Source organism: Occallatibacter riparius (genome assembly GCF_025264625.1).
Taxonomy (GTDB): Bacteria; Acidobacteriota; Terriglobia; order Terriglobales; family Acidobacteriaceae; genus Telmatobacter; species Telmatobacter riparius.
The window spans coordinates 6,665,216-6,682,550 of the sequence record NZ_CP093313.1 but is presented as its reverse complement, the minus strand read 5'-3'; the positions used below and the strand labels follow the sequence as shown (position 1 = coordinate 6,682,550).

The 17,335-nt window shown below is 61.2% G+C and carries 11 protein-coding genes; 6 read left to right on the top strand and 5 right to left on the bottom strand.

What is annotated here, in order from left to right:
- Window position 1: 1 nt before the first annotated feature.
- The gene (locus MOP44_RS27325) at window positions 2-1,702 is read right to left on the bottom strand and encodes a nitrite/sulfite reductase (protein WP_260793736.1); all 1,701 of its coding nucleotides are present in this window, start codon (window positions 1,700-1,702) and stop codon (window positions 2-4) included.
- A gap of 1,100 nt (window positions 1,703-2,802) precedes the next feature.
- Between MOP44_RS27325 and MOP44_RS27320 the strand changes: the two genes are divergently transcribed.
- The 4 genes from MOP44_RS27320 to MOP44_RS27305 all read left to right on the top strand — a co-directional run bounded on the left by MOP44_RS27320 (window position 2,803) and on the right by MOP44_RS27305 (window position 7,362).
- On the top strand, window positions 2,803-5,808 hold the full coding sequence (locus MOP44_RS27320; protein ID WP_260793735.1) for a carboxypeptidase-like regulatory domain-containing protein: 3,006 nt from the start codon (window positions 2,803-2,805) through the stop codon (window positions 5,806-5,808).
- A gap of 111 nt (window positions 5,809-5,919) precedes the next feature.
- Window positions 5,920-6,270 carry an ArsR/SmtB family transcription factor gene (locus tag MOP44_RS27315; RefSeq protein ID WP_390905457.1) on the top strand — a complete coding sequence of 117 codons (351 nt, stop codon included), beginning with the start codon at window positions 5,920-5,922 and terminating at the stop codon, window positions 6,268-6,270.
- On the top strand, window positions 6,248-6,757 hold the full coding sequence (locus MOP44_RS27310; protein WP_260793733.1) for an SRPBCC family protein: 510 nt from the start codon (window positions 6,248-6,250) through the stop codon (window positions 6,755-6,757). Before MOP44_RS27315 ends, MOP44_RS27310 begins: the two co-directional genes overlap by 23 nt.
- A 44-nt stretch (window positions 6,758-6,801) precedes the next feature.
- A complete protein-coding gene (locus MOP44_RS27305) occupies window positions 6,802-7,362 on the top strand; it encodes a DinB family protein (RefSeq protein ID WP_260793732.1) in 561 nt (186 codons plus the stop codon).
- Between the two features lie 48 nt (window positions 7,363-7,410).
- Here MOP44_RS27305 and MOP44_RS27300 read toward each other — a convergent pair whose 3' ends face one another.
- Window positions 7,411-8,385 (bottom strand): zinc-dependent alcohol dehydrogenase family protein, encoded by a 975-nt coding sequence (locus MOP44_RS27300; protein WP_260793731.1) that lies wholly within the window; start codon window positions 8,383-8,385, stop codon window positions 7,411-7,413.
- 195 nt (window positions 8,386-8,580) lie between these two features.
- Between MOP44_RS27300 and MOP44_RS27295 the strand changes: the two genes are divergently transcribed.
- Complete coding sequence (locus MOP44_RS27295; protein WP_260796714.1) at window positions 8,581-9,540, top strand: alpha/beta fold hydrolase; 960 nt, start codon at window positions 8,581-8,583, stop codon at window positions 9,538-9,540.
- Window positions 9,541-9,802: 262 nt separating this feature from the next.
- Here the strand turns inward: MOP44_RS27295 and MOP44_RS27290 are convergent, their stop codons facing one another.
- From MOP44_RS27290 to MOP44_RS27280, 3 genes are all read right to left on the bottom strand, one after another.
- On the bottom strand, window positions 9,803-12,070 hold the full coding sequence (locus MOP44_RS27290; RefSeq protein WP_260793730.1) for a M56 family metallopeptidase: 2,268 nt from the start codon (window positions 12,068-12,070) through the stop codon (window positions 9,803-9,805).
- On the bottom strand, window positions 12,067-12,477 hold the full coding sequence (locus MOP44_RS27285; protein WP_260793729.1) for a BlaI/MecI/CopY family transcriptional regulator: 411 nt from the start codon (window positions 12,475-12,477) through the stop codon (window positions 12,067-12,069). The genes MOP44_RS27290 and MOP44_RS27285 overlap by 4 nt, the downstream gene beginning before the upstream one ends.
- Before the next feature lie 303 nt (window positions 12,478-12,780).
- Window positions 12,781-15,501: a non-lysosomal glucosylceramidase gene (locus MOP44_RS27280; RefSeq protein ID WP_260793728.1), complete on the bottom strand. Its 2,721-nt coding sequence runs from the start codon at window positions 15,499-15,501 to the stop codon at window positions 12,781-12,783.
- Between the two features lie 288 nt (window positions 15,502-15,789).
- On the opposite strand from MOP44_RS27280, the gene MOP44_RS27275 reads away from it, so the two are divergent.
- On the top strand, window positions 15,790-17,328 hold the full coding sequence (locus MOP44_RS27275) for a glycoside hydrolase family 71/99 protein (RefSeq protein WP_260793727.1): 1,539 nt from the start codon (window positions 15,790-15,792) through the stop codon (window positions 17,326-17,328).
- The last annotated feature ends 7 nt before the right edge of the window (window positions 17,329-17,335 follow it).

Genomic DNA, 17,335 nt, shown 5'->3' with positions numbered 1-17,335 from the left:
GTTATTCAGCGACGGAGTGCGGTACGGCGCCGGTGGGCAGATCGCGCTCGACTGCCGGAAGCGGCTCGCCGGCCAAGTAGGCACGCAACTCGTCATTGGAGTGGCGGCGGAACCAGGCACGCAGATTCTCCGTGTCGCCATCTCGGCTTCCCAGGTACTGGCGCAGCAGGCGTTCAATGGATTCAGGCACCAGCGGTGCGGGGCAGCGATAGCCGACCGGCCGCGCAATGCCGGCGTCCTGGCCCACTCCGCCGCCGACGCAGAAGTAGAAGGCGTCGATCATCTGGCCTTCGTACTTGATCTTCTTGCCTTCCATGCCGATGTCGGCGATCCAGTGCTGCCCGCAACTGTTGGGGCAGCCGGTCACGTGCAGGCGCAGTTCCTGGTCGAACTGGGGTAGTCGCTCTTCCATTTCTTCCACTACCCAGCGGGTAAACGCCTTGGTTTCTGAGATTGCGAGCTTGCAGAACTCCGTGCCCGTGCAGGCGATGGCGCCGCGCCAGAACGGCGTTCCGTCGACATGCAGGCCGATCTTGCCGAGTTCCTGCACGAGTTCGGCGGTGTTTTTGTTCGGAATATCAGCGAAGATCAGGTTCTGCGAGATCGTCGCACGCAGGTTGCCGCTGCCAAAACGGTCGGCGAGGTCGGCGGCGGCCTCAAGCTGTTCGCCCGTCAAACGGCCGCGGAGAACGCTTGCGCCGACATAGGAGAGGCCGGCTTGCTTTTGCGGATGAACGCCGGCGTGATCGCGCAGGGTGCCGGCGGGAACCCTGTCCTCGGCGCCTGGCTGAAGGGTGAAGTCGAGGCGGTTCTGGAGTTCGTCGAGGAACCTTTCGGCGGTCCAGCCTTCCTTCAGGAACAGGTACTTGAGGCGGGCGCGGTCGCGGTTCTCGCGCAGCCCTTGCTGGTCCTTGAAGATCTCGGCGACCGCTTTGACCACGGGGACAGCCTGGTGCGGCAGGATGAATGCGTCGAGCTTCACGGCGAGGTGGGGTTCCTTGGATAGGCCGCCGCCCACCCAAAGCGAGTAGCCGACTTCGCCCTCGCGCTCTACGGCTGTGAGGGCTACGTCATTGATCTCCGGATAGTTGCACCAGTCAGGGCAGCCGGTTGCGGAGATCTTGAATTTGCGCGGAAGGTTGACGAAGTCGGGATTGGCCGTGAGCAGGTGGGCGATCTCCTGTGCGACAGGGGAGGCGTCGATCAGCTCGTCGTGGGCCAGGCCGGCGAGAGGACAGCCGGTTACATTGCGGACAACATCGCCGCAGGCTCCCTTGGGCGAGAGGCCGATGGAGGCCAGCGTGTCCACTACTTCGGGAAGCGACTCGATCGTCAGCCAGTGGAGCTGGATGTTCTGGCGGGTGGTGATGTCGGCCAGGTTGCGGGCGTATTTGCGGGTGAGGCCGCCGATGGTGCGGAGCTGGTGCGAGGTCAGGATGCCGTTGGGGATGCCGATGCGGAGCATGAAGTACTCGCTGGCCAGGCCCTCGCCGCCCTTGCCGCCGGTGGCGCCCACGCCGTCGCCCTGGGTGTAAACGCCCCACCATTTGAAGTAGAACCCGGCCCACTCGGGCAGGACGCTGGCGCGTCCGTCGCGCGCAAACTGGCGCACTTCGTCGAAGGCTTCCCACGGGTTCAGCTGCTTCTTCAGGCGTTCGGAACGTTGGGCTTTTGTCTCTTTCACGGGGACTGCGGTGCTCATAATGCCTCGGCTTTCGTTCATGTGAAGGATGTCGTTGCGGGGGAGGAGGCAGCTTTGAGGTGGCTTCTTCCGCGCAAAAGACGAACGCCCGCGATGGGTAGCCATCGCGGGCGTCGGGTAAACCTGGGGTACGAACTAGCTCGTGGTGCAGGTCACCTGTGCGCGCGATGCGTGCATACAGCAGCGACAACAGGTCAGACCTTGCATATATGGATAATAGGAGCTCCCGGGTCCAAATTGCAACCGAGGATTGGCATTTTGGACTGTCTTTATCCGATTCGGTAGTCAAGGGGAGGGGTGGGGTACCTGCCCAGGTCTTGGCGGCTTCGACTACCGGCTGGGGGGAGGGGGTGGGGTGTTCCGGCCATTATGACCCTCGTCCCGCACTGGATTGCACCAGATATGTTGCGGTGGCGGGGGGGGGGTACCCTGCTTCTCATCGCTCAACCCGCCGGGCCACTCGTTCGACTGGCTGGCCGACCCGGGAGGGGGAGGGGGTGCCTTGCCCCGGTTCTCGGTCATTCGGATCCCGACGGGGGGAGGGGGGTACCCCATTTCCTTCTGAGCTTCGTTCCTCTCGCTGCATGTCCCGCCTCTTCATGGTCCCGTTGTCCCGTTCGCCCGGGGGGTGGGGGTTCCTCACTTCCACGGCCCTCCGACGGGTTGCACCAAGGTTGGTGCAGCGACGGGGGGGGGAGGGGGTGCCATCCGCCCTTAAACGGCGAAACTCCCGGATTTCTCCGAGAGCCTAATGAGATTGTAGCGAGGTTTGTCGGGCTGATCGGTGATGGTGGTCACGGGCGAAGTGGCTGGCGCTGTCCCAGTCGATGAGCGCGTTTGCGATTATGCACTCATTGATGCCCCGTGGAAGATCGCGGGCTTGAAGCCCGCTTACCAGGACCGATCCGCGGGAACCATATACGACTCCATCTCGGGGAGTTTGCCTCGATCCTCGCTCAATGAGCCTTCCTATCTTGTTCTTCCGACTTGAGGGCCTGGTTTTGGCATGAGACGGTGCCCCAGGTTTCCTAGAGGGTAGTCAGGGCTGGGGCAATGATCTTTCTAGTAAGTTCGCCTAGGAGTTGTGTAGATTTGTCACCATGCCGCTGGATCAGGGGTTGATCAAGGACTTCTTCGGGGGCGATCCCATTGCTGGATCAAATGCACTTCGCGAGCTTGTGGAGTTGGGGGATGTCGCGGAGCAGGAGTTGTTTTCGCGTCCGCTCGATTACGGGAAGACGGTCCAGGTGCGACGACGCTGGCTGCGATATGTGGCTGCGAGGGAATCCAGTGTTGGTCCGCGCCTTCTGGACCGGCTACAAGGCAAGAATGAGTTTGGAGACAAGTTCTCCGCGGCATTTCTGTGCGCAGGTCTGAGCGATCCGAGCAGTATCTCGACCGGCGTCTATGGCCCGATCAAGGCTGAGATCGAGAAGTTCAGGCCGGGCGATGCCGATGCCGCCGTAATGGCATACGGCTATGCGGGCGCCGACGGAGCTTCACTCTGGCACCTCATCAACGAGAACAGGTTCGCGTGGGAGAAGCTGAGCACATTTGTCTTTCGAAGCGGCTGCGTATCGTGCGCCAGGATCAACATAGGCAATCTGTGGGTGCTGGAACAACTGATTACGCACAGGTGGGACGGAGATGGTTTCGAACTGGAAAAGGTCGCCAACTCGCCCGACGCGTCAGTTCGGCGAATCGGCATCGATGATTCCGAGATGTGGGGTGAATCGAACCACACGTTCCTGATCTGGAGGCGAGGGGATGTCGCGGATCAAGTGCTACGCGACTGGTCAGGTCACGCGCACTGGCGGGTCCGCTGGTTTGGCGCACAACTGCTGGCGAGCCTCGGTTTTGTGCGAACGGTCAGACCGATTGTCGATTGGCTTCGCGTCGAGCAGGTGCCGCGCATTCGGCAGTCCCTTCTGCATGCCCTGGAGCGAAGTGATTCCACGGCGGGCGCAAATGCTCTGCTGGAGGTGTTTGAGAGCGGCGAGGGAGAGGGCGGCCAGTCGCTCGCGAAGGCGGGTTGGCGGGCAAGCGATAAGGATCGAGCGCGAAAGGCTCTGACCTCGATCTCTGACCAGGAATCCATTTACGGAGCGGAGGCGTTGGTCTCGCTGGCGCGTCTTGGGACGCGTCATCCGGACCTGGCGAAGTCCCTCGAATCGCACGACCATTATCGAAGGCTGAACGCGATGCTGGCGCTAGGATATCTCGGCGACCCCACGGAGGCGCGCCGCCTGACCCAAATGCTGGGTGAAGCAGCCGGCCGGCTTGAGCGGATCTATGTTTCGGCTTCGATCGCGTTGCTCAAAGCGGCGGGCGCTGCCGAGCAATTGCATCGGGAGTTGATTGCGGCCGCCGAAGAGCCCGAATTCGGCAAGCGCATTGACGTATTCTTCCTGCACAAGTATCTACAGAATGCAATTCTGGAGGGACTTGAGGCAGGAGGCGCGCAGACCCGCGAACTGCTGGAAAGCTGGCGGAAAGAGATGGAGTCCCTGCCACCGATAGCGACTGCGCCAGAGGCATTGTCCATTAAGACTCAACCCACACCCGCAACGACTGAAGCCGCTGTCGGGAGGATTGACGCGCCTTCTTCGGTGGTGATGGGGAGTGCGCGGCCAGAAGCGGTTCCGGCATCCCCTCGTGCCGCGATCTCAGAGGCAGAGCCGATCGCGAGCGAGCCGATCGCCAAACAAAGTGTCGCGGGGACGGCGAAGAATGGAGACGAGGGCGGGGACCGCAACGGCGGCAATAGCGGAAGAACATCGAAGGCGAAAACGAAGGGCAGTGACGAGGGACTGCTGGAATGGCTTGGAAAGAACTGGGGGATCGGCGGCATCGGTGTGGGCGTTCTGCTGATTCTTTACCGAGCGCTGGTTTTCCCCAAGTTGGAAGCGACGCAGGCCAACCTGTTCATGATCCTTATCTTTGGCGTGGCGTTTGTGTTGTTTGCTATCTGGGCTTGGCAACTGACGAAGAGAATCACAATCTCAGTCTTGATTCTCGTCTTCGGGATCGTGATCGGCTTCCTTGGCCGATCGATGTTGCGCGCCAGTGACGTACCGATTGTCTACCAGGTTCGCGTTCGGGCCATCGGAGCGGACCAGAATGCGCTGCAGCGCGCGCATGTGAACTCAAGTCTTGGTGGTGAGACGAAACTGGTCAGCGGGGGATGGGAGGTCGATCTTCCAGCCGGCTCGAGCGATGACAAACGCGAATTGACGATTGAGGCTTCGGTTGAGGACCTGGGTTTGACCGGCAGCACCACCATCACGCTATCGAAGGATCCGATTCAGACAACGAGCCTGGAGTTGAAGAAGCGCGGGGAGTTGCCGGTGCGCGGAATTGTTGAGGACGGGCGCGGCAACTCGATCCCGAACGCGCTGGTGAGCGTGGTGGGCTACGGGAAAGATGCCGTGCTTTCAGATGGAAGCGGGAACTTCGAGATGCCCTCGCACGCGGAGGCAGGTGAGACGATTTCGCTGCACGTGGAAAAGCCGGGCTTCAAGCCTGCGAACATTCCGAACTTCAAAGTTGGTTCCGAAGCCGCGACATTGACGCTGGGGGATCTTGACGCGACCCATAGCCTATCGTCGAGGATACCGATCACCGGAGCAGGGATAGATTCCGCGCCCAGGGGAGACAATACCGGATCGACAGGGAGCGTCGTCTCGCCACGATCCTCAAATCCGGCTTCTGAGCGCTGCGATTCGTTTCAGGCGTTTCAGGGCGACGAAGCAGCCCTGGCGACGCTGGCCGAAAAGGCCTTTTCAAGGCAGTCGTACGATTGCACCATCACTTATCTGGAGCAGGCCAGGAAGGTGCAATCGAGCAGAGTATGGGAACGAGATTATCCCCTTCTGGCCGCGTCGTATCTTCTGGCGAGGAAAGACAGGGGCCAGTTCAAGGCGACATTGCAGGAGATGTTAGGAGAAATGAGACGGCCAAACTCGTTTCTTCATCATGAGCCGGCGATTGGATTTGCGCTGGCCAACATTACGAATGTTCGTTTCTATGTCGATCCGGATGGGCAATCCTACCTCGACGAGATCACCACGGAAGCAATCAGAATCAAGCAGAGCCTTGCGGCCTGAGCCAATCGGCCTTCACGAAGCGTGGTTTGCCAGACACGACATCAGCAATCTGGAAAACCAGATCGTGAAAATGGCAATTGACATTCGGCGGAAATCCACTACCATTTGGTTGTGGATCGGTTGGGTACTACATTTGCGGCTTTGTCTGATCCGACTCGGCGGGCGATGGTGGAGAGGCTCTCGCGCGGGCCTGCCTCGGTGCACGGATTGACGGAGCCGTTTGCACTGTCGCAGCAGATGATCTCAAAACATATCGCCTACCTGGTGCGGGCGCGGCTTGTGACCAAGACCAAGCGCGGACGAGAGAGTATCTGCACGCTGAGGCCAGAGGCGATCAAGACGGTCAGCGACTGGGCGATCAGCTATCGCCAGTTCTGGGAAGAGAGTTTCGACAAGCTGGGCGAAGTTTTGAAACGGATGAAAGAAGAGGAGGTCAGAGATGACAAGCAGCGCGGTGAATGAGACAGAGCGGATGGTGGTGATCAGAGTTTTTGATGCTCCACGCGAATTGGTTTGGAAGGCGTGGACGGATCCGAAGTATGTGATGCAGTGGTGGGGGCCGAAGGGGTGGACGTCCCCTGCTTGTGAGATAGATTTTCGCGTGGGAGGGAAGTATCTCTGCTGCATGAGAAGCCCGGATGGGTATGAGGGCTGGACTGCGGGGGAATACCGCGAGATTGTTCCGCACGAGAAGATCGTTTCGACGATGTACTTTGCCGATTCGAAGGGAAACAGGATTAACCCTGAGGAGTTGGGCGTCGAACACGACGGAGTGGAGGACGTGCCCGACGTGATTCTGTTTGAGGACATTGGAAACGGCCAGACGAGACTCACGTTCATTGGGAACGAGACCATGCGGAACGCAATCGAGAGCGGCCAGCTCGAGGGTTGGAAGGAGATGCTCGACAAGATTGCTGCTGTGGTTGAGGAATTGACGCAGGCGAAATAAGAGCTGGGAGTTTCGACGAGCGAAACTCAAGCGTGGAGAAAGAAATGAAGAGAGTCCTGTTTCTGGCTACTGTCCTGCTGGCATGCGCGTTTCCCGCGCATGCCCAGGACGCGACGAAGAAAGATGCAGCCGACAAACCTGCCGAACCGGAAATGAAAGTCGTGCTCGACTCGTGGAATGAGATTGGCCGCAAGCTGACGGCGATGGCCGAAGATTTTCCCGAGGACAAATATGACTTCAAGGCGACACCCGCTGAGCGGAGTTTCGCCGAGCAGTTGCTGCACGCGGCGGGTTCAACCTACTACTTCACCGATACGGTGATGGGGCGGAAGCTTCCTGAGGGGGATCCGAAGCGCGACCAGTACAAAACGAAGGCGGATATTGTCGCATTCGTAAAGAAGTCCTTTGCCGATGGAGCCGCCGCCATACAGTCGCAAGGTGAAAAAGGCATGATGACGGAGTTTGTCTATTTCCCTCATCAGAAATCGCGCGTTCTCGACATCGCATACGGGATCATCGAACATAGCGGTGAACATTACGGCCAGCTCGTTGTGTACTACCGGCTCGCAGGTCTTGTACCGCCGGAGTCGCGGAGCGCGAAGTAAAGCTCAAGAGACCAGGTAAGCCGTCCTTATCGCGCGCCGCGTTGGTGATCAATGCTCCAGGACGACCTTGCCTCTGCTGCCCTTCGCAACTTCATCGAACGCTGTGGCGATTTCGCCGGGTCCGAAGTGCTGTTGTGCCAGAAGCGGCTGAAGCTGATTCCGATCGGCGATTTCGGCAACCCGTCTGAGGATGTCTCCATGATGGGCGCGATTGAGGCCGGTGAGGAGAGGCAGAAGGGTGAACACTCCCGAGTAAGAAGCGCACCGGAACGAGAGTGGGGCAAGCGAGTGCGTTCCCCAGCCGAGGCAGCTAACGACGCGTCCGGTATAGCGTTTGACCGCCTTGAAGGAAGCGTCGAGCACTGAACCACCAACGGTGTCGTAGACAATCTCAAAGCCTTCGCCACCGGTGTGCTCGCGTACATAGTCTTCAACGGGCGTATGGCGGTCGATTGCCTTGACGTCTAACGTTTCAAGGACCGGACGCTTATCTTCGGATACCGTGGTAAACACTTTCGCTCCGAGAGCGATCGCAATTTGCACGGCTGGGTATCCGACACCGCCAGCGCCGGCGTGGACCAGCACGGTTTGGCCGGGTTGAAGTGCGGCACGATCGACGAGGCCCTCCCATGCGGTAATGGCGCCGAGAGGGAGCGCGGCAGCCTGGCGCATCGAAAGGGACTTGGGTTTGTGGGCGAGCAGATCCGCGTCGGCGGCAATGTATTCGGCCAACGTTCCCTGCAGACCGCCGACTCCGCCGACCATTCCGAAGACCTCGTCGCCGGGCCGAAACCCGGCGACACCGGAGCCTATCTCCTCAACGATGCCAGCCATGTCGAGCCCCAGGACGGCAGGGAGGGGCTGCTTGGCGTGTTCGGCTTGGCCAGCGCGAATCTTGGTGTCGAGCGGGTTCACTCCGCTGGCATGGATCCTGACGAGAACCTGGTTGGGCGACGGCTCGGGCCGCCTTGCTTCGATCTGGCGGAAGGGGCCGTTGGGTGTCTCGACGATGTATGCCTTCATTTGTTGATTGTCCGACACAAGCGTCGAAGGTGGCGAAGTTTCTAGTCGCGAGATTTGTGGCGAGGCATGATCCGGTGATCGCGGTTACCGCGAAGTCGCTGGCGCTTCCTGTGAATGAGCGCATCGCGATTACGCGTTCATTCAGCAACAGCCGGGAAACGGATACTATCGTTCAGGGAGAGTACTGTGGGCAAAATGAGAGACCTAAGCCTTGTCTTGATTGCAGCCCTCGTCGTTACCTTAAAGGCAGCTGCGCAGATGGATTCCGCACCGCACAAGATTCAATTCGTGACCGTCGAAAATGGGGTTCAGCTTGAGGTGCTCGATTGGGGTGGAACCGGAAGACCACTGATCTTCTTGGCAGGGAACGGAGACACTGCTCACGTATTCGATAGTTTTGCTGCGAATTTTATCGGCGACAATCACGTCTACGGCATAACGCGCAGGGGCTTTGGCGCGTCGAGCAAGCCGACGCCGGCCAACGGAAACTACACAGCGGATAGTCTGGGGAACGATGTCCTCGCGGTTATGCAAGCACTTCACATCGAGCGTCCCGTGCTGGTTGGGCATTCCATGGCTGGAGAGGAGCTCAGCTCAATCGGCAGCCGCTTCCCTAACAAAGTTGCCGGGCTCATTTATCTGGATGCCGCGACAGGTTTTGCTTTCTACGATCCCGCACACCCTCTGTTACCCGTCGAGATTAACGATATCAAGCACCGCATCGATGAAATCGAAGCAGGCGGGGTAGATGAACCGAAGAAACTGCTGGAACTTGAAACGGCTGTCTCGAAGTTCGAGGAGGTGCTCCATCGGAGCAACGCAGAAATTGCGAATATGCCGCCTCTTCCACCGCGCTCTCCGGTTGCCGCGGCGCTCAACTTCGGAATGCAGAAATTCACCAGTATTCCTGTCCCCGCCCTAGCTGTCTACGCCTGCCCTCACGACTGGGGTCGTTTCCCTGAGGATGGGGCAGGGAGAAAAGCCACGCTGGTCGCGGACGATAAAGCCCGCTGCACACAATGGGCAGATAGCTTTGCTCATGGAGTCCCATCAGCCCACGTCGTTCGCATTCCAAATGCCGACCATTACGTCTACCGTTCCAATGAAGCGGAAGTGATCGACGAGATGCGTAAGTTTCTTAGCACGCTCCCGTAGGTTCTCGGTACTGCAAAGTCGCAAGCGCCAGGAGAGCCGGGCGGGATCGCGTGGCAGTTGTAGCGAACAGGGCAAGCCGCTCACTGACACGATCGCCGACACGTCGTCGGCGACTCTGCCACTGATAGCTGAAAGGCAACTGCGGGTCCCTCGGGCCACGACCACCCCAAGGACGAAGATCAGTCCTTGGGGACTCCGGTGATGCGCGGCCTCTCGGGATGACACCTTCAGTGAGGGAAGCGTAGACCGCGACCTTGGCGCGTCAGTGGATCTGGATGTCGCCGGAGCCGGTTTCGAGGCGGACGGTGGGGCCGCCGCCGTTCAGCTTGCCCCGGATGTGATGCTGGTCGAACCCGCCCTGCACCACCATCTCGTGATCGGTCTTGACCGTGCCTGAGCCGGTGGAGGCGTCGAGCGTGAGCGGAGCGTTGCCGGTCTGTAGTTCGATGGAGCCCGATCCGGTTTGGAGGTTCCAGCCGGAAGAGGGAGTGCCGCTCGCCTTGATATCGCCGGACCCGGTTTGTCCTTTGAAACCGCCGTGGATCTCCTTGAGCTCGATATTGCCGGAACCGGTTTGGGCGATTACATCGCCTTCTCCGGTTTGTTCGGCTGTGATGTTGCCGGAACCGGTCATCAGGTTAAATCGTCCTTGCAAGCCGGAGGCGCGGATGTCGCCGGACCCGGTCTGGAGCTTGGCGTCATGCCCGACTCCCTCATCGACGATGTCGCCGGAGCCGGAATTGGCGGCGAGGAAGGTGCCGGCGGGCGCTTCGATTGTGTAGTCGATGCTGATGCCGCGCACGTGCTCCTGATGCTGACCGACGCGAATGGTCTGTCCGCTCTGCTCGATGGGGGGATTGGCGGCGATTTGGCGGGCCTGTTCCTGGCTGCCGTCGCGATGCACGTGGATGCGGCCGTGGATCTGAATCTGGCTGCCGGAGCCGCGCGTGATGTGGATATTGCCGGATCCGGTGTTCACTTCGAGGTGCGCGTCGCCGCTGACGGAGAGCGTGCGGTCAAAGGACAGCGAGCCGGCTTCATTCGATCCACCCTCCTGCGGAGCACGCGGAGCCAGCATGACCATGGGCGCGGCGTGGATCATAGGCGCAGGTGAAGCAGCAGCAATCATCAGGGGAGAGGGTTCTGCGCTGGGAGCTTTGGTCTCCGCAGGGAACGCCAGAACCGCGGGCGCCGAGGACATCGCCGGGATCGCGGGGGCGGGCTGGCTCGTGGGCTCGGGCTGGGTTGATTCGGAGGCGGTCTCGATGGCCGCAGGCTGGGCTTGCGGCGCGACAGGCGCGACCGGTAGTGCGTAGACTGCGGCGCGAGCCGGGGGGAGGGGCTGGTTGCCGGTTGCGGCCTGTACGCGGACGAGCGCGGTGGAGGCGAACAGCGCGAGGGGCACGAGCGCGACCGCTACAAGGGCGCGGCGGCTATTGGCGAAGCACTGACGGAACGACTTGTCGTTGAGCAGGCGCTCGATGCGGCGCGAGAGACTTCCGGGACGGGCCATGGCTACTCCTAAAGAGATTCGGCGCGGCGCGGCCGCGAATTCGAGAAGGATTTGGGCGTAGGATGCGCGGCTTGCGGCTTCCTCGATTCCGGCGCGGTCGCTGATGGCCTCGGCCAGTTCGGCGAGCTCGTGCTTGAGCCACCAACCGAGGGGGCTGAACCAGGCGAGTGCGGCGTAGATGCCGGCGAGCAACTGCAGGTAGAAGTCTCCCTGACGGATGTGGGAGCGCTCATGAGCTAGGACGATGCGCAGCTTCTCAGGCTCCCATGTTTTGTAGTCGCTGGGCAGCAGGATGGCTGAGCCGATGGTGATGGGGGAGGCGATCTTGGCGCTGGCGCGGAGGGGAAGCGTCGCTGCGTTGGATGGCAGGTGATTCGCCGGGACGGGGGTGGCTGTCTGCCAGAGGCGAATGGTTGTGAAGACAGCGACGGCGAGGCGGAAGAGGAGGAATCCCGTGATTGCGCAATAGAGCGTCAGGATAAGGGCGACGGGAGACAGATTGAGGTGCCGGACCGGCGCCGGGGCGGGTTCCCGCTGGATGGTTACGTATGCGCTTGATTGCCCGTGGAATACGCCCTGGGGGTGGGGGGTGAGTTGCGTATCCGATTGCGTGATTTGGCGATCTCCACTGCGGGGGGATGCCGTTTCAACGGCGGACGACGCAGCCGGTTCGGATGCAGCAGCCTCTTCGGTTTCCGGGAGGTCGCTTTGCGGAACGTCGAGCTTGGGCGGCGCGATTTTGACGGGGGGAGCGCCTTTGGCCAGGATGCGTTCCTGCAGTTCCTGGAGGAGTGTCATGGGATGGGCGGGTAGGGCGAGGCCGGCTCCATCGGGGAGGATGTGCCATTGCGCGGTGATGGGCAGGAGAAGCGGCATGGCGAGCGCGGAGATCAGGACCAGGCCCCAGGCGGACTTTTGCGCCAGCACGTTGCGAACCCGGAAGAGGCGCAGGCCTGCGGCGACTGCCAATCCGACGAGGAGCGAACGCAGCGTTGCTTCGAGGAAGACGGGAATCATTGACCCTCCTTTTCGGATGAAGCTGCCTTCTGTGCAGCGGCGATGTAGTCGGCCAGGCGCTGGAGCTCGGAGCGATCGAGAACTTTGGAATCGACCATGCCGACCAGCAGGGTTTCGACCGAGCCCTCGCAAAACCAATCCACGATGCGTTTGGCGGCGCGGCCGGCGACGTGCTGACGCGATTCGACCGGACGGTAGATGAACGTACGACGATCGTCCACAGTGTGCGCCAGGTAGCCCTTTTCTTCGAGGCGGCGGAGTACGGTACGTACCGTGGAATCTTTCAGTGGCCGTTCGAGATTTTCTCTCACCTGGTCGGCGGTGGCAAGGCCGAGACGCCAGATGATCTGGAGGGCGTCGCGTTCGAGTTCGCTGAGGTCGGGTAGATCCGGGGTGCTACGATTCATAACGTTACAAACTGTAGCACTCGATCTTTGGCGGCGCAAGTGAATTTTTGAGCGGAGGCGAAGTGTTTTACAAACAGCGATTTGGCCGGTAAGCAAGTCGGGGTGGTTCACCTAGGGAGTGTCAGAAACAACTGCAGGTCTCTCGGCCCGCTGACCCCACTCACGATAAAGCTGTGAGCGGGGCCCCAAACACGCGGACTCTCGGGATGACACCTCAGGGGGGAGCGGGCGAAGAACAACCGCGGATCCTTCACTACGTTCAGGATGACAACGCAATGGTATGGCGGGCTATGGCGGAAGCGATCAGAGCCTTTTGATGGTGGGGTGGGTGGGGTCGATGGTGGCCTTCCAGTCCATCGGGTGGGCGGTGTTGTCGCGGGTGAGGATCAGCTTTTCGATGACTAGTTGGCCTTCTATGACGCGGACGGAGATTTCGGTGGCCGTGAGGGTGATGGTTCCGTAGGCAGAGGCGGTGGAGAAGAAGGTGGTGAAGGGGCGGGCGTTCAGCCTGGGGCCGAAGTGGAGAGTGCGGTCGACGGCGGAGTAGCGGAAGCCAGAGAGGGCGGGGAGCAGGGCGTAGCTGGACATGGCGCGGGCGTACCAATTGCCGCACTCGTACTCGTTCCAGGGGTTGCGGGTTTTGCCGTCGTAGCGGCTGCGGGCGGCCTGGACAATGGTGAGGCCTTCGTCGGTGAAGCCTTCGGCGATGAGGTGGGAGGCGACCTGGTACTCGTTGCCGGTCCAGACCTCGTCGGAATAGACGAAGGGGAGGGTGGGCTTGCCGCCGCGCGGCCAACTGCAGATGAGCAGGCCGGGCTCGTGTCCCATGGCGTAGCCGGGGCGCTGGGCGTTGGCGTGCGCGCTGAGGTCGGTTCTGAAGTTGTTCTTGAAGATGGAGTGCAGAGCGGAGCGGACGTTCTGCTGGGCCAGAGGGGTTTCGATGCCGTAAATGCGGGCCATCCAGGCGCCGATGACGCTGTCAGACAAGCAGCCGCTGCCGTACTGATATTTCGGTCCTTCGCGTTTGAGGAGCTGTTGCATTTCGCTGCTGTGCTCGTTGACCTCAGCGATGGATTTCGCGAAGGAGGTGTCGCGCAGGCCTTCGTACTGGACGTGCTGCTCGTAGTAGTCGCCGTTGAACAGGTGCGTATCAATATAGGAGGCGGAGCGCTGAGCGAGTTCGGCGTAGGACTTTGCGTCTGCAGGTTCGCCGACGGCCTCGGCCATGCGGGCCATGGCGGAGAGCGCGCCGAGGTAGATGGTGGAGCACATGGGCTCGGGGCCCCAGAACTCGATGTCGAAGGTGTTGTGGTGGGGCTCGAAGAGCGCGCCCTGACGATCGGGGTCCCAAGTGCGGATGCCGTAGTCGAGGCTGCGTTTGGCGAGGGGGTAGAGACGCTTGAGCCAGGCGGTGTCGCCCCCGATCTGCCAGTCGCGGTAGAGCTTCATGATGCCGCCGAACTGGCCGTCCGAAGCGGCATGAAAGCCATGGTCAACGGGGCCGTCGGGGATGGCTCCGCGGAAGGTGACGTGACCCCGGTCGTCCATGGAGCGGACCAGCTCGAGGTCGCGGAGGGTGCGCTCGAGCTGGGGGTAGAGGTGGGGGAGGGCCTGGGCATAGTTCCAGACGTGGGTGCAGGAGCCGTGGCAGCAGCCGCTGTCAGGGAAGCAGCCCTCCCAGCCCCAGATGTTTCCGTTCTGCTGGCGGAGGATGGTGGGGGATTTGAGGATGGCCAGGTTGGCGGAGATGGCGTCGAGCGCGTAATGGGGAAGCGTGGAGGAGAAGAGGGCTTCTTTGAAGGCGACGGTGCGGCGGCGGAGGTCGGGGTAGTTCTGCTCGACGTAGAGGGCGACTTCACGGGCGTCTTTCCACTGGCCTGCGTACCAGGGATGCCAGGGGGGTGGGGCACCGTCTTTCATGGTGCGGCAGCCGGGGCGGCCTTCGATGCCGGAGAGCGGCGGGTTGAGGCCTTCCGTCAGGTAGCTGTTGGGGAAGTGCCAGGCGATGAGGACGGTGTGGGTGCGGGAGGCGCCGGGGGCGAGGGAGCCGGGGAGCAGGATGGAGGCGCCGTTGCGGCCGGCGTGGTCGACGGGGTTGGAGCCGTCGTTGGTGGTGAATGCGCCGGTAGAGACTTCGCGCCAGAGTGCGGAGAGGGAGTCGAACTCCCAACCCGGGCTGCGCAGCCACATTGCCTTGATTTTGGGGGACTCGCCGATGGACATGAGGACGGCGCTGCCGTATCCCTCGGCATTGGCGGGTTCGCGGTTGGTGAGGAATGCGCCTTTGCCGGGGAGGACGGCATTGATGGTGGAGGCCTGGTCGGGCTGGCAGCCGGGAGCGAGATGGGAAAGGTGGTAGGAGAACTCGTATTCGACGGGGCGCGATGAGGTGTTGTGGAGGGAGTATTCGAGGAGGACGCAGGGGAGGCCGGAGTTTTTGTCATCGAGGGGGATGAAGGGGTTCCAGCCGGTGACGGTGACCTCGAGGGGGATGGATGCGTCGGAGAGTTTGGCGACACCGAAGGGGTATTCGCCCTGGAAGGAGGATTTGGAGAAACGAGGGAAGCCTTCGAATCCGGCGCGGCGGAGGCCCTGGCCCTGGAGGCCCTGGTCGAAGATTTTGAAGGGGGGGAAGGGGCCTTCGACGAGCTTTGTGATCGGCGGCGAGCCTTTGATGTGGAGGATGGCGAACGCGGCTTCGGGGGAGTCGGAGGTGAAGCCCTCGGGGAGTGCGGTGCTTTCGGGGCGGGTGCGGATGGAGAAATCCTGGAGGCCGCCGTAACCGTTCATGCAGATGCATCCTGCGCCAATGCCGCCGATGGGGAGGGCGATCTGGGTGATCTTGTCGCCGGTGAATGTGCGCTGGGGGCCGGTGCGGTGGAGGTCTTCGGGCGAGTACGGGGAGGAGGCGTGGGGTTCGGCGGCGGGCTGGGCCGGAGCGATCGCGGGTGTGGCGGCGGCGATAGTGGCGGCGGAACTGGCAAGGAGGAATTCGCGGCGGGTGGGGCGCTTTTTGGAGGGCATGGTTTTCTCAGGAGAGCTTAAAGCAGGGAACAGGGAACAGGGAACAGGGCTTAGGGCTTAGGGGCTAGGGATCAGGGGTCAGGGAACGGCAAAAAGAAAGAACGAAAGCGGGTCCTTCGCCTGCGGCTCAGGATGACAAATTTGTGGTGGGTGTGGACCTGGTTTGAAGTGGAACGTCGAGCGGCTTGGTTTTGGTGAGGATAGAGGATGTTTAGCCGCGAGGGCGTGGTTTGCATCCATCTGATGTAGAAGAAGCAGAAGTAGAAGAAGAGTAGAGGATTGCGTTTGATGAAGAAGGCGTGTTGCGTTGCTTTGGTATGTCTGGGGCTGGTTCTTTCGCTTGCGGCGGGGGCGCAGGTGAAGCTGTCGGAGCTGACGGGGAATAATACGTCGGCGTGCGCGGCGGGCGGGAAGCTGCCGGGATATTGCAAGCAGGCGTTTGCGGGGCAGACGGATACGCGGCCAGGCGTGGCGACGCCGGTGTTCGATGCGCCGGCGGGGAATGTGTCGGATGAGGACATTCATGGATATCTGAATCAGGGTGGGAAGACAAAGATATTTGCCAACTTCATGCTGGGGTTTTGCACGTGGGGCAGCGGGCACTGGTGCCACCGAAACGTGCGGACGGGGTACAACTCGAACGATGATGCCACCGTGGCGGCGCAGGTGGAGGATCTGCGGCGACGGCACATTGATGGCGCCATCATGTCGTGGGAGGGATACGGGACGTCAGAGGATGAGGCGGCGCTGCGATTCCAGCGGTACGCGAATAAGCACTACTGCAAGGGCGCGCAACAGTGCGATCCGATGTATCTGATCATGATCGATGGGCCGTCGTGGGCATACTCGGTGAAGTCGACGGGGATTCCGGGGACGAGCGGCGCAGGGTGCGGCGGCAAGAACGGCGGCGCTTATGAAGATTGCGTGATCGCGCATGTGCGGAACGACATGTGCTCGATGAACGGGACCCACTGGGGCAACGATGCTTATCTGAAGGAGAACGGGCGGCCGGTGGTGATGGTGTTTCCGGAGGAGGGTGTGATTCGGCCGTGGGGGCCAGCGCCGTCATGGGAGGACGTGTGGGTGCATATCGCGGAGTGGAACCGCGATTTGCCGCATAACTGCGGGAAGGCTCCTTATAACCAGAACAATGGCGTGCCGCTGGTGGTGTTTGAGCACGGTGGGGGCTTTATGCACCGAGCATCGGATGGGGCGTACTACTGGGTGCAGGTGGCAGGGACCGATCCGGCGAAGTCGCAGTACGTGTTCAACGTGAGTTCGCCCTCGACGGTGGAGACGCTGGAGCAGTTTTACCAGTCCGCGCAGAAGAATGCGGGGAAGATGGTGTGGGGCGCGGCGTTCAAGGGGTTCAACAGTGCGCAGGCGGCGTGGGGGACGAACCGGATTCTGGACCAGGCTTGCGGGCAGGTCTGGATGCAGTCGCTGACGGAGGGGAACCGGTTCTACAGGGATGAGGCGCTGCCGTTTCTGCAGGTGATTACGTGGAATGACTACAACGAGGGGACGGAGATTGAGACGGGAATCGATAACTGCTTTACTGTGTCGGCTGAGGTGAAGGGCACGGTGCTCGAGTGGAAGCTGAACGCGTCGAATGAGTTTGCGAGCCTGTCGACGGTGTCGCATGTGGAGATTTACGACTCAAATGACGGCGAGAATCTGCGGCTGATTGATAAGGTTCCGGCGGAGCGGAGCGGGACTTGGGACCTGGGGGTGTTGCCGGCGGGGACGCACAGAGTGTTTGTGCGCATGGTGGGGAAGAACAGCATTCTGAACCGGATGTCGGGGCCGGCAGTGTTTACGAAGTAGGGAATAG

Coding starts and splice junctions, on each gene's coding strand:
- MOP44_RS27300 (WP_260793731.1), bottom strand. CDS start 8,385: ATGAAGGCATACATCGTCGAGACACCCAACGGCCCCTTCCGCCAGATC.
- MOP44_RS27305 (WP_260793732.1), top strand. CDS start 6,802: ATGAAGAGAGTCCTGTTTCTGGCTACTGTCCTGCTGGCATGCGCGTTT.
- MOP44_RS27290 (WP_260793730.1), bottom strand. CDS start 12,070: ATGATTCCCGTCTTCCTCGAAGCAACGCTGCGTTCGCTCCTCGTCGGA.
- MOP44_RS27310 (WP_260793733.1), top strand. CDS start 6,248: ATGACAAGCAGCGCGGTGAATGAGACAGAGCGGATGGTGGTGATCAGA.
- MOP44_RS27320 (WP_260793735.1), top strand. CDS start 2,803: ATGCCGCTGGATCAGGGGTTGATCAAGGACTTCTTCGGGGGCGATCCC.
- MOP44_RS27275 (WP_260793727.1), top strand. CDS start 15,790: ATGAAGAAGGCGTGTTGCGTTGCTTTGGTATGTCTGGGGCTGGTTCTT.
- MOP44_RS27285 (WP_260793729.1), bottom strand. CDS start 12,477: ATGAATCGTAGCACCCCGGATCTACCCGACCTCAGCGAACTCGAACGC.
- MOP44_RS27295 (WP_260796714.1), top strand. CDS start 8,581: ATGAGAGACCTAAGCCTTGTCTTGATTGCAGCCCTCGTCGTTACCTTA.
- MOP44_RS27325 (WP_260793736.1), bottom strand. CDS start 1,702: ATGAGCACCGCAGTCCCCGTGAAAGAGACAAAAGCCCAACGTTCCGAA.
- MOP44_RS27280 (WP_260793728.1), bottom strand. CDS start 15,501: ATGCCCTCCAAAAAGCGCCCCACCCGCCGCGAATTCCTCCTTGCCAGT.